Consider the following 13,983-nt stretch of genomic DNA (forward strand, 5'->3'; position numbering starts at 1 on the left):
AAGCCGCTCTAAACTGTCACGGCATCCTGCGGTCGGGAAATCGGTTCCTCGAAAGCCTCGATCGCAATGCGCCCCTGCCGGGAAACAGTGACGAAACTGTTTGCCGGCACCGCCATCCAGTTGGCAGCTTCGCCATCGAGCGGCTCCGACACCACGCAAATGCCCGACGACCCGCCCAGCGTCGCCGTATAGAGCGTCGGCGCAAAGGCATCGGTCGCATAGCGGATGGCATAAAGCTGGCTTCCGTCGGAGAAGGCGGCGGTCAGCCGCAGAAATGGCGGCACGCCGCCGCGGACCGCTTCCTCGACAACCGTTGCCACCATGCGCTTCATCGCCAGAACGGGGTCATTGTCGAGGCCGAATTCCAGCATCAGCAGGAAGATCAGCTCCGAATCGGTGGCGCCGTGCTTCTGGCCGTAGATCGCATCGCTCAAATGGCTTTCCAGCCTGCGGCGCAACCGGTCGAAATGCCCGATCTGGCCGTTATGCATGAAGCTCCAGCGGCCGGAAACGAAGGGATGGCAGTTGGAACGGCTGGTAAGCCCCCCGGTCGAAGCCCGCACATGCGCAAGAAAAAGGCGCGACCGTATCTGTCGCGCCAGGCTGCGGAGATTCTGGTCGGACCATGCGGGCAGAATATCCCGGTAAAGGCCCGGCTCGTCGCGATGGCCGTACCAGGCAACGCCGAAGCCGTCGCCATTGGTCCGTGTTTTGGCTTCATGCGCATCGTGGCTTTGCGCCACGAGCGAATGGCAGGGAGACGAAATGATGTCTTCCAGATAGGTTTCAGGTCCGAGATAGGCGGCCCAACGACACATTTTTGCTCCGGCGATTACCGGCCCCGGTTATGCGTCCGCTCATAAAGCTGGCGAACGATCGTGCTCGCCGTCTTCTCGAACAAAAATGGCAAAATTGCATGAATGAGTGCTGCAAAGGCTGCACAAAAAAGCTTGAACGAAAAACGACCGGCAAAGGCCATATGTTCGAAATAGGTTTCGTCAACCGACTGTGGATGTTCGGTGAAGAGGCGTGTGATGCGAGTGGTCATTGGAAATACTCCCGTCAATGAGCAATTCGTTCCCTTTTGTCCGGCGCGGCAAGCACCTTTCTGAAAAATCATTCTAGCAAATGCATTCGAGATGAAATCTCAAAATATCCTTGCCAAAGTGGATTTATTGGGACAATCATCCCACGATGAAGCCATTTCTTGACGAGATTGACCGTAAAATCCTGGGGGAACTGCAAATCGACGGAACCTTGTCCGTTGATTCTCTCTCGGAGCGCGTGCACCTCTCCCGCAATGCCTGCTGGCGGCGGGTAAAGCGCATGGAGGATGAAGGGATCATCAAGGCGCGTGTCGCCTTGGTCGATGCCGAAACGGTGGGCTGCGGCCTGTCGGTCTTCATTCTGGTGCGCACATCGAGCCATGATCCTGACTGGCTGACGAAATTTCGCGCCGCCATGGGCCGCTTTCCGGAAATTGTCGGCGTTTATCGCATGACAGGTGATCTGGATTATGTGCTCAAGGCCCGCGTTTCAGACGTCAAGGCCTATGACCGTCTTTACCAGCGACTGATTGCGAGCGTGCCGCTCTCGGACGTTTCGGCCTCTTTCGTGATGGAGGAGATCAAGGAAACCACCGCCGTGCCGTTGAAGGAATAGCGGATTGTGCGGGACCGCTTGATCGGCCCCCCGTTCTTCGCGTCTGTCCCGGCACCTCGAGCATGATCCGTCCGGAGTGAACGAGGACGATCAGGATATGCTTCGAATGGAAGAGATGGGGTGCCGAATCTGATTCAATCGGATCGAAACACGCTCTAATGGCCAGCCATTTCGCGGCAGATGGCCGCGCACTGCTCGCACGCTTCGACGCATTTTTCCATGCCGCCGACCTCGCGGCAGGATTGGGCACAGGCTTCGCAAATCTTCGCGCAGGCTCCGCAGGTTTCACGATGAAGGGGCGTGTCGAGCAACATTATGTGCGCTGCCGCGCGGCAGCTTTCCACGCAGGCCAGCATGATGCGGTAATGTTTCGGCTCGACATGCGCCCCGCCTTCTTCAAGGCAGTGGCTGGAGGCCGTGTCGAGGCAAACGCGATAGCAATCAAGGCAGGCATCGATACATCTGGTCATTTCGGGGCTCGGCATTTTCAAATCCTCTTTCCTTCGACACGAAGTCCAACAGGCCAAGGATGGATTTGTTCCATGGGCGCGATCGGGCGTTTTTCATTCCCGGCGGACATTCCCGGTGCAAATTGCATGACCCTGTGCCGTACTATCATTGCAAAACGCCAAATAGGCGGTACACCTTTCATTGGTTTTCACGTATGAGCGTCGCCAGTTTGAGCGCATCGGGAAAAGTGTGAACGTTTTCCAGACAGATGCGCCATGAAACAATGTCTCTCGCAGGCTAATTGAACTCTCGCAGGCCAACTGAACTCTTGCAGGAAAGGCTCCCTCATGACCGCAGCATCCTCTTCCGCGCCAACGCTCGGCATCATCCGGCTCGAACATGCGAAGGACCTTGAACTCCCGGCCTATGAGACGTCTGGCTCGGCGGGCATGGACCTGCGGGCAGCCGTTGCCGAAGATCGCCAGATCGTTCTCCTGCCGGGACGTCGCACGCTGGTGCCGACCGGCCTGATCTTCGAGATTCCGGAAGGCTTCGAGGTGCAGATTCGCCCGCGTTCCGGCCTAGCCTTCAAAAACGGCATCACCTGCCTCAACACGCCCGGCACCATCGATTCCGACTATCGTGGTGAAGTGAAGGTTCTCCTGATCAATCTGGGCGATGACGATTTCCGCATCGAACGAGGCATGCGCATCGCGCAGGCTGTTTTCGCGCCGGTCGTCCAGCCGAAGATCGAAGAGCGCACCGAAGTGACCGACACGGCACGCGGTGCAGGCGGTTTCGGTTCCACCGGCACGGCATAAGCGCACCAATCGCAGACAAAAGCCCGGCTGAGCCGGGCTTTTTATTGCCGTTTTCTCACTGTGTAAGAACGGCGCGTTGACAGAGAACCCCGGTCACCTGAACGTCAGCCTCGCCCAGTTTGACACCGAGCAAGTCGAGAATTCCGAAGAGCAGGTTGTCAATTACCGGGGCAACAGGCGTCAGCAAAACTCCCAACAGCCCCACCACATCTCCTAGCGGCAGTTTTATTATTTTTAGCAGTGTCAAATCGATATCAATGTTCTTGAGAAGCGAGCTTGAAAGCGAAGACACCAAATCGTCCGAATAAGCAGTCTTGATCTTTTTATTCTGAATATCATTGTAGTTGAATGTCAGCGACGTTGTCTTTTCTCCCAGTTTCACTTCAGCTTTTGCGTCAAGGTCGACCAGTCCGATTGGAAGCCCCAAAAGGTATAACTGCACCTTAGCTATACTCGTTTTGCTTACAGAGGGTTTCCGATTCAAATCACTGAAGGAACTGACCTCACCAAGGTAAATGCCGACGATCCCGGGCTTTGCCGCAATCGTGACATTGGCGCCCGTGGGGCCCGATGCACAACTTATATTTCTGAGTTCTCCTTCACCCGAGGCAATATCGATCGCTATCGGCAAATTGACATTAAGGAGTTCCACACCGAGCAAAGGATTGCCTGATTGCCCTCCGACGCGGATACCGAGTTGCAAACGGATCTGCGCTGTGCGTACGAAAGTCCCGGCTGCACCAATTCTGAAAAATGGAGTGCCCACCGGTGCTTCTCCCACCAATACTTTTAGAGTAACGCCAAGCAGTCCTGGAACGTTCAAGCCCGACGCAATATCCACTTGGTGCTTGCCTCCAATCATGACCGCAGCTGAAACCAGCTGTAGAACATTGGCGGTTATGTTGTATCCGGCTCCGGAGCCTAAGGAAGCGTTAGCCAACGATCCGAGCCCCAGCAGCTTTCCGACCGGCAGTTTCGTAGCCAATGCAACAGCATCCTTGCCCAAAATGCCGAGTGCTGCTTTGGCCGTCGGATTGTTCGTCACCACCTCGGCCAGCACGGTCGCCAGCACGCCGACCGAAACATCCGTATTCAACAACTGGTCGTAGGTTCCAGCCGTCAACCCAACTTTGGGAGCAAGCTTGTCCAGAAAGCCGAGGAGATTGATATCGGTCGCAGCCAAGGCATTGTAATCAATAAGCTTCAGATTAAGGGAGGTTCCCAGAAGCCCGCCCAGAAGACCATTCAGCACGCTTTGATCGGTATTCAGGCTCAACAATCGCGAACCGACCGAAAATGCCGCTTCCGCCTTCGTTGCCGCCGTTCCGGTCGCTCCAAGCGCTGGTCGGCTGATGAACGACTGGCCGAAATAGAGATTGCCCGGACGCGCCAGCCGGACGCGAACCGCATCCGGGTTTGCACCGCCCGCCACGAAACGGTCTTCGACCGCACGACCCTTGTCGGGGAAATAGTTGCCCTTCTCCACCCAGACCCGCGTTTTATTGTCGGCTTTCCCGTTGACGATGGACGGGTCGTAGCCGTCTGTCATCAGCACCGGATCGACGCCGTTCGCCTGCAATTGCCGCAGCACCGCTTCATTGGCCTGCGAAAGCGAAGCCGCTCCCGCGACGGCTGCAAGGTCGGCCATGTTCTGCAACTGCCGCCGTTCCAGAAACAGCGAACTCGTGTCCACGCAGAAGGCCGCCACCGCCAGGAACAGCGGCGAGACCAGCGCGGCCATCGTCGCCAGATTGCCGCCCCGCGCACCCAGGAAACGCGATACAAAACCCCGCATGACTTATGCCCCCCAGCCCGTTTCAGATTCCGCCGAGCCTTATTGTCGATGCCCTCGTGATGATCGTGTCCGGAAGCGGCAGGCCCGTCATCAGGTTCCAGATCGGCAGGTTTTCCGCATCATATTGGATCGTCACGGTGAACTGGTTCGGGTCGGACTGAGCATTGTCCACGTTCACCTGCATCTTTTCAGGATCGATCAGCGAATATTTCGCCGCGTTCTTCCGGATATAGCTGGTCGCCAGCGCGAGCCGCTCCGGCGGATCGATGCCCGCCAATGCGGTCCGCGTCGCATCAGCCGCAAGCTGCTGCACGGCGTTCGCCACGCCTAGATAGAGGCCGAACGCAATCATGCCCATCAATATCAGAAGAAAAACCGGCGCCAATATTGCGAACTCGACCGCCGCCGTGCCGCTTTTATTACGATTGAAAAACAATAGTAATGGTATTCTTCGAAACCTGTCCGTTACGAATGAAAACCTTTTCCGCCCCATAATAAGGTAAGCCATTTGCCCTCCCGTCCAAGAGCATCGAAACCTTATTCTCATGCCATTTCCAAGCAACATGCATCATGCATGCGCCGACCATCCGCCTTCGCGGACAGGTCACATTCTGAATTATTCTTTCTACTTTCATATTTTTCTTTCCCGGCGTTATTTAACCGTGAGATAATTTAAGAACACTTAATCTGACTAATAATTTGGCTTAAACCATTCTTTTTGAAAAGAATAACCGGAAGTTGTATATTGACGCCAACTTTTCAGCATTTCACCGCTTGCTGTGGAGACAATTGACAAGGCACGGACAAGCCTCCGGCCATTGTGCCAAAGGCAATTATTGCATGACAAATAATTAAGATGAAATCCTGAGCCGGGAAGCATAGATATCCGGGAGGCAATGTGCCATCGAAGCGCGCCCTGTCCCGCTTTGGTTGCATGGTGCAAAAAATTATGCGGGACATGGTGATGAATCTCCGATGAGCGGCGGTTCAGAAAGTTTGAGGGTTTGACGGTGCTTACATCTTCCGATTCGTCCAAGACCGGGCAGCACAAGGCACCGTCGCCAAAGCGCGCGCCGCGCAAGGCGCGCCGCTGGTGGCTGTGGCTGCCGATTGCGGCAATCGCGGTGGGCGCGGGCTGGTATTTCTACGGCTCGGGGGAAGCTGGCGGCCAGAAGACGAACTATCTTGCCGAAACGGTCACGCGCGGCGATATCGAAAACGCCATTACCGCCGTCGGCACGCTCAGCGCACTGCGCAGCATCAATGTCGGCGCGCAGGTTTCCGGCCAGCTTAAAAGCGTGAAGGTCGAGGTGGGCGATCAGGTCAAGCAGGGCCAGCTCATCGCTGAAATCGACCCCTCGCCCTTCGAGAAGAAGGTGGAAATCGCCAGCGCCCAGCTCGATAATCTTAAGGCGCAACTCCTGAGCAAACAGGCGCAGCTCACGCTGAAAAAGGCCAATGCGGCACGCCAGCGCTCGCTTTTGGCCACGCGCGGCGTCTCGCAGTCCACAGTCGATCAGGCCGATGCCGACCTCGCCATGGCCGATGCTGACGTGAAGGCGCTCGGCGCGCAGATCCGCCAGCAGGAAGCCCAGCTTGCCAGCGACAAGGTCGATCTCGGCTACACCAAGATTTACAGCCCCATGGAAGGCACGGTCGTCGATCAGGCCGCCAAGGAAGGCGAAACGCTGAATGCGGTGCAAAGCGCGCCGACCATCGTCACCGTGGCCGACCTCAAAGTGATGACCGTGGAAGCGCAGGTGTCCGAAGCCGACATCGGCAGGCTGAAGCCCGGAATGCCGGTCTATTTCACCCTGCTCGGCCAGCCGGAAAAGCGCTTTACCGGCACGCTGCGCCAGATCAAGCCGACGCCCGCGACCGAGAACAATGTGGTTCTCTATTATGCGCTGTTCGACGTGCCGAACCCGACCGGCGAGCTGATGATCAATATGAGCACGCAGGTCTATTTCATTCTCGACGAGGCAAAGGATGTGTTGATCGTCCCTTCCTCGGCGCTGAACTACAAGCGTGCCGATCAGAATCAGAAAGCCCAGAACCAGAATGGCAAACCGCAGATTTCGGTGAAGGTCGTAAGCAGCAACGGCGCGGTGACCGAACGCGAGGTTCAGATCGGCGTGCGCAATCGCGTGCAGACAGAGATCATTAGCGGGCTGGAAGAAGGCGACAAGGTTATCGTCACCAGCGCTTCCAGCGGGGCCGAAGCCGCCGCCGGGCAGCGTGGCCGCAGGCCCGGCATGCGCCTGTTCTGATGAGCCGCCTCATGCCCGATAATCCCATGACCGACACGCCGCTCATCAGGCTCACCGATATCCGCAAGACCTATCACAACGGCGATCTTGCCGTTGAGGTGTTGCACGGCATCACGCTCGATATTCAGGCTGGCGAATTCGTTGCGATCATGGGCGCATCCGGCTCCGGCAAGTCGACGCTGATGAACATTCTGGGCTGTCTCGACAGCCCGAGCGGCGGGCAATATCTGCTCGACGGCGAGGATGTATCGACACTGGATGCCGACGCGCTGGCAGCATTGCGGCGCAGAACCTTCGGCTTCGTCTTCCAGAGCTATAACCTGATCTCGACATCGACCGCGCAGGAAAACGTCGAAGTGCCGGCGATCTATGCGGGACTGCCTGCCTCCGAACGCCATGCCCGCGCCGCCGAACTGCTCAACCAGCTGAAGCTCGGCGACCGTCTCGACCATCGCCCCAACCAGCTTTCAGGCGGCCAGCAGCAGCGCGTTTCCATCGCGCGGGCGCTTATGAATGGCGGGCGCATCATCCTTGCCGACGAGCCGACCGGCGCGCTCGACAGTCAGAGCGGTGAAGACGTGATGGAACTGCTGCGCTCCATGCACCAGCAGGGTCACACGGTCATCGTCATCACGCATGCCCGTGAAGTCGCCGAACGCGCCGACCGGCTGATCGAAATCCGCGATGGGCAGATTCTTTCCGACACGGTCAAGCGCGCAATTCCCGATACGCAGGCCCCCTTCCGGCTGCAGGAAAGCCTTGAAGGCAGTTCAGCCCGCATCGCCGATGTTTCGGAAGCGGTGAAGATGGCGATGCGCGCCTTGCGGGCCAATATTTTCCGCACGGTCCTCACCCTGCTCGGCATCATCATCGGCGTCAGTTCCGTGGTGACGATGCTTGCCATCGGCACCGGCGCGCAGAATTCCATTCTCGACCGCATCAATGCCATGGGCACCGATCTCATTCTGGTTCGCCCCTCCATGGCCGGTTTCCGTGGAACAGGCTCGATAGCGACACTGGTTCCCGAAGATGCCACCGCCATTCTGGAACTGCCGAACATCAAGACCGCCGTGCCGGAAGTGACCGGAACGGTGACGCTGCGGCGCGGCAATGTCGATTACCAGTCGCAGGCAAACGGCACTGTTTCCGCCTTTTCCGAAGCCAAGTCGTGGAAGGTGGCGACCGGCGATTTCATCAGCCAGAGCGATATGGATAACTATGCGCCCGTCGCGGTGCTGGGCAAGACGGTCGTCAACACCCTGTTCCCAGATGGCAGCAATCCCATCGGCCAGTATATCCTGATCCAGAAGATACCGTTTCAGGTGATCGGCACCCTGGAGCCGAAGGGCGCGGGCTTTGGCGGTGCGGATCAGGACGATGTGGTGATCGTGCCGCTTTCGACCGGCAATCTGCGGCTGTTCGGCCAGAAATATGTGCGCACCATCACCGTGCAGGTGAAGGATTCAGACCTCATCAACACCACGCAGGAACAGATCCAGGACCTGCTCGACCAGCGCCACAAGAAACCGGATACGATGATAACCAACATGTCGTCCATCCGCGAGGACGCGACGGCAATGGGCAACACGATGACCCTGTTTCTGGGGTCGGTCGCGGCAATCTCGCTTCTGGTTGGCGGCATCGGCGTGATGAACATCATGCTGGTGAGCGTGACCGAACGAACCCGCGAAATCGGCGTGCGGATGGCAACGGGTGCGAGAAGGCGCGATATCCTGCTGCAATTCATCACCGAGGCGCTGACCGTCTCGGCCATTGGCGGTGCCTTCGGCGTCGTGGTCGGGCTGGGCGCGGCAGCCGTCGCGGGCTGGGCCGGGCTTTCGGTCGGCTACAGCGTGGGGCCTGTCCTGCTGGCCTTCGCCTGCGCTTTCGCGACCGGCCTCATCTTCGGCTTCCTGCCCGCGCGCAAGGCTTCCCGCCTGCTCCCGGCTGTGGCACTGTCGTCCGAATAACCAATATCGGAAGGCAGCACAGCGATGATTCCCGTCAAGCGAACCCTGTTCGCTGCCGCAATAATGGCGGCTGCGATTGCTGCCCTGACGCAGCCGGGCCGCGCCGAAAGCTGCAACCGCGCGACCTTCGAGAACTCGGATTCTATCGTCTGCGACGCCGGAGCCGACGGCACCGGCCTGCACCTGTTCTGGAAAAATGCGGATGGCGAGCCTTACCGCAATTTTTCAAATCTGGCCGACACTGCCGCGAGCCAGGGCAAGACATTGGTTTTCGCGCTCAACGCCGGAATGTACCAGCCGGACTTTTCGCCAATGGGCCTCCATATCGAGGATGGCCGCGAACTTCGCCCGGCGAGCAAGGCCGCACCCGCCCGCGGTTCCGGCCCCGTGCCAAACTTCTACAAGAAGCCGAACGGCATCTTCTATCTGAGTGACAAGGGCGCTGGAATACTGCCGACAGACGGTTTCATGAAACAGGGGATGAAGCCGCGTCTGGCAACCCAGTCCGGGCCGATGCTGGTCATCGGCAACAAGGTCAATCCGATTTTCATCGTCGGCTCAACCGACAGGACGCGGCGCAGCGGCGTCGGCATTTGCAAGGGCGGCGTGATCCGCTTCGCGGTCAGCGAGGATGCGGTCAATTTCCACGATTTTGCAAGATTGTTTCGCGACCATCTTCACTGCCCGAACGCCCTGTTTCTGGATGGCGGCGGTGGCGCAGGCATCTACGTCCCGGCGCTGCAGCGCAACGACATATCCTGGCACGGTGGATATGGCCCGATGTTCGGGTTTGTGGAGTGATTGCGAGCAATGGAAAAAGCCGGTCTGATTAGCAGACCGGCCTTTAAAATCGCGCTTGCTTCATGGCCTACTTGAACAGCAACGGCAAGGTGATCGGCATACGCGCCTTGGCAACAGCGGCTGGCGGTGCAGGCACCGGCGAGGCTCGGCGCGCCGCTTCCAGTGCCAGTTGATCCACGTCTGGATTACCTGACGAACCGGCCAGACGGGCGGAAAGCACATTGCCCGATGGGTCAATCACGAAGGTAACCTGAACAAGCCCCTTGGCATTGCGTGATTTCCGCTGCAGGAAACGCACATTGCGCGCCATATGCGACTGCAGTTTCGAGGTCCACTTGGCGGAACTGACACCCGCGGATGCAGAGTTTTCACCTCTACGATTTGCGGCAGCACGAGCGCCATTGTCAGCATCCATCTGCGGCGCAGCGGCCTGACGGGTCTCCGGTGCTTTCTCAGCCTTCTTGGGCTTGGGCTTTTCAGCCTTGGGCGGCTTTGGCTTCTCCGGCTTTGGCTTCTCGACCTTTTTCGGTTCCGGCTTCGGCTCTGGCTTGGGTTCCGGCTTCACTTCCGGCTTTTCAACGGGCATGGGCACCGCGACTTCCGGCTTTTCCGCCTCGACCACGTCCGGAACGACTTCTTCCGGTTCCTGAACGGCTTGCGGTTCCGGCGCGGGTTCGGGCGGGGTCGCCTCTTCCGGCTCGGGCGGCGTTGGTTCTTCCTGCACGGGTTCCGGCTGCTGGGCCGGTTCCGCCAGTTCCTGCGGCGCTTCAGCCGTTTCCGGCTGGGCTTCCTCCGCCACCTGTTCTTCCATCGGCGCTTCCGGTTCAGGTGCCAGTTCCACCACCATGGCGGCAACCTGCGTCCCGTCGGGCTGGTCTTCTTCCTGCGCCATGTGGATGGCATAGGCCCCGGCGGCGTGAACGGTCAGAACAAGAATGCCCGCGCCGAGCCAGCGTCCCGCATCATGCCAGAAGGAATGATGGTGAACGTCGGTCGAAGCCACCTTTATTGGGGGATGCTCGGGCGGGAGTGCATTCATTGCGCAGCTCCCTGCGGTGCCTGCGTGGAAGGTGCCGTTCCAGGTGTCGCAACCGCCGGAGCGGTCCCGGCGTTCGCACCAACGGTTTCAAGCCCCACCAGCGCGATCTTCAGGTAACCCGCCTCACGCAGAAGGTTCATCACCCGCATCAATTCGCCATAGCCGACATTCTTGTCGGCGCGCAGGAAGATGCGCGCTTCCTTGTTCTTCTCCGACAGCACGTCCAGCGCACCGCCGAGGCGCTCGCGGTCCACGACATCGTTGCCGACGCTGACACTGAGGTCTTCCTTCAGCGTCACGTAAAGCGGCTTGTCGGGGCGCGGTGCGGGCGCTGCCGTCGAGGCAGGCAGGTCCACTTTCACGTCAACCGTGGCCAGCGGTGCCGCCACCATGAAAATGATGAGCAGAACCAGCATGACGTCGATGAAGGGCGTCACATTGATCTCGTGGTTCAACTCGAGATCGTCACCGCCGCCTTCGCGAACTTTACCAGCCATGGCGCCTACTCCGCTGCGTGCAGCGTGCCTTCACGCACACCGGCCGTCCTGAAATCGAGGTCGCGGCTGACAAGGCGCTCCACGCCCGCCGAAGCATCGGCGAGCAGCGACCTGTAGCCGGTGATCGAACGGGCGAAAACGTTATAGATGACCACGGCGGGAATAGCCGCGACGAGGCCGATGGCCGTTGCAAGCAGGGCTTCCGCGATACCCGGCGCCACGACCGCGAGGTTGGTGGTCTGCGCCTGGCTGATATTGATGAACGAATTCATGATGCCCCAGACCGTGCCGAACAGACCGACAAACGGCGCAACCGAACCAATGGTCGCAAGAACGCCGGTGCCTTTGGACAGGCGGCGTCCGGCCTTGGCTTCGATGCGCGACAGGCGCGAGGATACGCGTTCCTTGAGGCCTTCGCCGCCAGCGCGGGCAAGCGCCGGACCGGAAAGGCGAACTTCGTCTTCCGCAGCACGGACCAGAACCGCACCGGGCCCCTTTGCTCCGTCAAGCGCACGTACCGCTTCGGCAAGCGTTGCCGAATGCCCGATAACCTTCAATGCCTTATAGGCGCGGCGACGTGCACCGGCCAGTTCAAGCGATTTGGCGACCCAGACCGTCCATGTGGCAAGCGAAGCCAGCGCCAGACCGATCATCACCGCTTTCACGACCCAGTCGGCAGCCATGAACATGCCCCATGGCGACAGGTCGTGTGGGAGGATGAGGCCATTTTCGCTTTCGACCGGCGCGGCGGCAGGAGCTGCCGTCTGCGACTGGATCAGTTCAGGCGATGGCGCAGCAGCGGGAGCAGCAGCAGGCGCCGTATTGGCCGGTGCGGGACTGGAAGGCGCTTCGACGGCAGGGGTCGCCGGTGCGTTCGTCGGGGAGGATGCATCCTGCGGCGCGTTTTGGGCCAATGCAGAAGCCGCGCCCAGCAAGCCGATGCCCATCGCCGCAGCCATGAAGCCTTTTCGCCAGAAACCAGTCATTTTGTTCGCCTTTTGATTGTTCAAATCCGCGCGCACATGACCAAACCCTCATGCAGGCCGTCGCGCCGCCTGTTGGGCCTCTTCTTAACTCCCAATAATATGATGACGCAAGTCATGTTTTCATTTGAAGGGCATTTTCATCATGCAAAATTGGGGGCGGGGAAGATTTTTCGGCTCGCGCCTTTTTGCCAGTTGCACATTGGCGTCAAATCAGACCTGATAGGATGACCGAAGCGCTTCGGGATTGGTTTTAAAAACAAATTCCGGCGCGAGGGGAGGAAATGCAATTCCGCTTCGACCGGAATTTCGGAGGACATGCCAATGATGCTCAAGGATATCCAGACGCTTGAACATGCGGCACGCACTGCCATGGCTGGAAATGACGATCCCTTGCCGGTGCAGCAACGTTCGCTGAAGCCTGCCCATGTCGGACTGGCCGTCATCATGCTGGCAAGCGCGGCTTATCTGCTGCTGGCCTAGGTAGCAATTACAACCTGAAAGGGCGCCGGCCTCATTTTCGCCATTAAAAAGCCGTGCCCTTCACAATTTTGACGCTTCAATAACACGGAATTTGAGCGGAACTGAAACCGTTTCCCCTCGTTTTTTCTCCTGTTGATGGCGAGATTCGCTCTCGCCTTCGGTTTGCCTTAATTACCGACAGGAGTTTTCATGAAACGATTTCTCGCCTCCACGGCTCTTGCCGCGCTGATCGCCCTGCCCGCTTTCGCTCAGGACCGTTCGCCGATTTTCTCCGATGAGAAACAGGAAAAGCCGATCGCCAGCGAGAATGGATATTTCGTTGCATCGCCCGGCCAGCTTCTGGTGTCGGGCTTCATCGGACAGGCGGTCTATAACGGCCCCTCCAATGACGCCGCCAATATCGGCACGGTCAATGACATGATCCTCGGCGCCGATGGCAGCCCGCAGGCGGTGGTGATCGGGGTCGGCGGCTTCCTCGGCGTGGGCGAAAAGAACGTCGCAATCGGCTTCGACCGCCTGTCATGGGTGGTTCGCGAAGACGGCAAGCGCTGGCTGATCGTGGATGCCACCAAGGAACAGCTTGAAAAGGCACCGGCCTTCGACCGCAACACCGCTTTCGCAGCCGATGGCGCGCCGCGCGCCGAACCTCCCGCCGCCGAAAAGACGATCACCACCCAGAAGGCGGACAGGGTCATGCCCGAGGGCATGAAGCCGGTGCCGTCGGAAGGACTGAGCGCCGACAAGCTGATCGGGGCGACTGTTTTCGGCGCGGACGAAACCAAGATCGGGACAGTCGGCGATGTGCTGATGTCCGCCGACGGGCAGACGGAGGCATTCGTCGTGGACGTCGGCGGCTTCCTCGGCATCAATTCCAAGCCGGTGGCCGTATCCATCGCCAATCTCGATGTGGCGAGCGGCAAGGACGACAAGCTCAATGTCTTCACGCAGTTCACCAAGGAACAGCTTGAGGCGCAGCCCGCCTATTCGGACGAAGCCTACAAGAAGGACCCGGAAGGCACGATCCTGCACGGCGAAGCCGAGTAAAGCCTTCGCACTATGCGCGGAAGCATTGCAGGCGATGCTTTCGCGCCTTCCAGCCGCCATTTACCATGCCTTGCAACAACCGCCCGGTCTTGTTGCCGCTGGCGGCTTTGCATGCAACCATTGGGCGGGCAGCACGTTATCCGAACGATCAGACAAAGAATGAACAGG

At 59.0% G+C, this 13,983-nt stretch carries 15 protein-coding genes; 8 read left to right on the forward strand and 7 right to left on the reverse strand.

Translation table 11 applies throughout. The annotated features are described in order from the left end of the window. Positions 1–8: 8 nt before the first annotated feature. Positions 9–818 carry a class II glutamine amidotransferase gene (locus OINT_RS09885; protein WP_006467656.1) on the reverse strand — a complete coding sequence of 270 codons (810 nt, stop codon included), beginning with the start codon at positions 816–818 and terminating at the stop codon, positions 9–11. A 14-nt stretch (positions 819–832) separates the two neighbouring features. Further along, entirely contained in the window at positions 833–1,048 is a 216-nt protein-coding gene (locus OINT_RS09890; protein WP_006473246.1) for a DUF6356 family protein, read from the reverse strand. A gap of 146 nt (positions 1,049–1,194) precedes the next feature. Here OINT_RS09890 and OINT_RS09895 point away from each other — a divergent pair, with 146 nt between their 5' ends. The 3 genes from OINT_RS09895 to dut all read left to right on the forward strand — a co-directional run bounded on the left by OINT_RS09895 (position 1,195) and on the right by dut (position 2,933). Continuing rightward, positions 1,195–1,662 (forward strand): Lrp/AsnC family transcriptional regulator, encoded by a 468-nt coding sequence (locus OINT_RS09895; RefSeq protein ID WP_006473245.1) that lies wholly within the window; start codon positions 1,195–1,197, stop codon positions 1,660–1,662. Between the two features lie 158 nt (positions 1,663–1,820). Then, positions 1,821–2,330: a hypothetical protein gene (locus tag OINT_RS24360; protein WP_036566030.1), complete on the forward strand. Its 510-nt coding sequence runs from the start codon at positions 1,821–1,823 to the stop codon at positions 2,328–2,330. A 129-nt stretch (positions 2,331–2,459) separates the two neighbouring features. Further along, positions 2,460–2,933 (forward strand): dUTP diphosphatase, encoded by a 474-nt coding sequence (gene dut / locus OINT_RS09905; protein ID WP_006467659.1) that lies wholly within the window; start codon positions 2,460–2,462, stop codon positions 2,931–2,933. A gap of 55 nt (positions 2,934–2,988) precedes the next feature. Here the strand turns inward: dut and OINT_RS09910 are convergent, their stop codons facing one another. Together OINT_RS09910 and OINT_RS09915 are read right to left on the reverse strand one after the other, a co-directional pair. After that, entirely contained in the window at positions 2,989–4,728 is a 1,740-nt protein-coding gene (locus tag OINT_RS09910; protein WP_006467660.1) for a pilus assembly protein TadG-related protein, read from the reverse strand. Between the two features lie 22 nt (positions 4,729–4,750). Then, on the reverse strand, positions 4,751–5,164 hold the full coding sequence (locus OINT_RS09915; RefSeq protein ID WP_021587964.1) for a TadE/TadG family type IV pilus assembly protein: 414 nt from the start codon (positions 5,162–5,164) through the stop codon (positions 4,751–4,753). A gap of 574 nt (positions 5,165–5,738) precedes the next feature. Between OINT_RS09915 and OINT_RS09920 the strand changes: the two genes are divergently transcribed. Genes OINT_RS09920 through OINT_RS09930 form a run of 3 tightly spaced genes read left to right on the forward strand, consistent with a single transcriptional unit; the run spans position 5,739 to position 9,769 of the window. Next, the gene (locus tag OINT_RS09920; protein WP_006473240.1) at positions 5,739–6,998 is read left to right on the forward strand and encodes an efflux RND transporter periplasmic adaptor subunit; all 1,260 of its coding nucleotides are present in this window, start codon (positions 5,739–5,741) and stop codon (positions 6,996–6,998) included. 26 nt (positions 6,999–7,024) lie between these two features. Continuing rightward, a complete protein-coding gene (locus tag OINT_RS09925) occupies positions 7,025–8,968 on the forward strand; it encodes a MacB family efflux pump subunit (RefSeq protein WP_031352900.1) in 1,944 nt (647 codons plus the stop codon). A 24-nt stretch (positions 8,969–8,992) separates the two neighbouring features. Next, positions 8,993–9,769 carry a phosphodiester glycosidase family protein gene (locus OINT_RS09930; RefSeq protein WP_006467664.1) on the forward strand — a complete coding sequence of 259 codons (777 nt, stop codon included), beginning with the start codon at positions 8,993–8,995 and terminating at the stop codon, positions 9,767–9,769. 67 nt (positions 9,770–9,836) lie between these two features. Here OINT_RS09930 and OINT_RS09935 read toward each other — a convergent pair whose 3' ends face one another. Genes OINT_RS09935 through exbB form a run of 3 tightly spaced genes read right to left on the reverse strand, consistent with a single transcriptional unit; the run spans position 9,837 to position 12,327 of the window. Then, a complete protein-coding gene (locus tag OINT_RS09935) occupies positions 9,837–10,808 on the reverse strand; it encodes an energy transducer TonB family protein (RefSeq protein ID WP_006467665.1) in 972 nt (323 codons plus the stop codon). Beyond that, complete coding sequence (gene exbD, locus OINT_RS09940) at positions 10,805–11,305, reverse strand: TonB system transport protein ExbD (protein WP_006467666.1); 501 nt, start codon at positions 11,303–11,305, stop codon at positions 10,805–10,807. Before exbD ends, OINT_RS09935 begins: the two co-directional genes overlap by 4 nt. 5 nt (positions 11,306–11,310) lie before the next feature. Beyond that, positions 11,311–12,327: a tonB-system energizer ExbB gene (gene exbB, locus OINT_RS09945; RefSeq protein ID WP_006467667.1), complete on the reverse strand. Its 1,017-nt coding sequence runs from the start codon at positions 12,325–12,327 to the stop codon at positions 11,311–11,313. A gap of 285 nt (positions 12,328–12,612) precedes the next feature. On the opposite strand from exbB, the gene OINT_RS23825 reads away from it, so the two are divergent. Then, positions 12,613–12,771, forward strand: coding sequence for a hypothetical protein (locus tag OINT_RS23825; RefSeq protein ID WP_006467668.1), 159 nt, complete (start codon positions 12,613–12,615; stop codon positions 12,769–12,771). 189 nt (positions 12,772–12,960) lie between these two features. Then, positions 12,961–13,815 (forward strand): PRC-barrel domain-containing protein, encoded by an 855-nt coding sequence (locus OINT_RS09950; protein WP_006467669.1) that lies wholly within the window; start codon positions 12,961–12,963, stop codon positions 13,813–13,815. The last annotated feature ends 168 nt before the right edge of the window (positions 13,816–13,983 follow it).

It is taken from the genome of Brucella intermedia LMG 3301 (genome assembly GCF_000182645.1).
GTDB classification, from domain to species: domain Bacteria; phylum Pseudomonadota; class Alphaproteobacteria; order Rhizobiales; family Rhizobiaceae; genus Brucella; species Brucella intermedia.

What these genes read in the sequence shown, in the direction of transcription:
- exbD (WP_006467666.1), bottom strand. Translation starts at nt 11,305, where the DNA reads ATGGCTGGTAAAGTTCGCGAAGGCGGCGGTGACGATCTCGAGTTGAAC.
- OINT_RS09950 (WP_006467669.1), top strand. Translation starts at nt 12,961, where the DNA reads ATGAAACGATTTCTCGCCTCCACGGCTCTTGCCGCGCTGATCGCCCTG.
- OINT_RS24360 (WP_036566030.1), top strand. Translation starts at nt 1,821, where the DNA reads ATGGCCAGCCATTTCGCGGCAGATGGCCGCGCACTGCTCGCACGCTTC.
- OINT_RS09885 (WP_006467656.1), bottom strand. Translation starts at nt 818, where the DNA reads ATGTGTCGTTGGGCCGCCTATCTCGGACCTGAAACCTATCTGGAAGAC.
- OINT_RS09890 (WP_006473246.1), bottom strand. Translation starts at nt 1,048, where the DNA reads ATGACCACTCGCATCACACGCCTCTTCACCGAACATCCACAGTCGGTT.
- OINT_RS09895 (WP_006473245.1), top strand. Translation starts at nt 1,195, where the DNA reads ATGAAGCCATTTCTTGACGAGATTGACCGTAAAATCCTGGGGGAACTG.
- OINT_RS09930 (WP_006467664.1), top strand. Translation starts at nt 8,993, where the DNA reads ATGATTCCCGTCAAGCGAACCCTGTTCGCTGCCGCAATAATGGCGGCT.
- OINT_RS09910 (WP_006467660.1), bottom strand. Translation starts at nt 4,728, where the DNA reads ATGCGGGGTTTTGTATCGCGTTTCCTGGGTGCGCGGGGCGGCAATCTG.
- OINT_RS09935 (WP_006467665.1), bottom strand. Translation starts at nt 10,808, where the DNA reads ATGAATGCACTCCCGCCCGAGCATCCCCCAATAAAGGTGGCTTCGACC.
- OINT_RS23825 (WP_006467668.1), top strand. Translation starts at nt 12,613, where the DNA reads ATGATGCTCAAGGATATCCAGACGCTTGAACATGCGGCACGCACTGCC.
- OINT_RS09925 (WP_031352900.1), top strand. Translation starts at nt 7,025, where the DNA reads ATGACCGACACGCCGCTCATCAGGCTCACCGATATCCGCAAGACCTAT.
- dut (WP_006467659.1), top strand. Translation starts at nt 2,460, where the DNA reads ATGACCGCAGCATCCTCTTCCGCGCCAACGCTCGGCATCATCCGGCTC.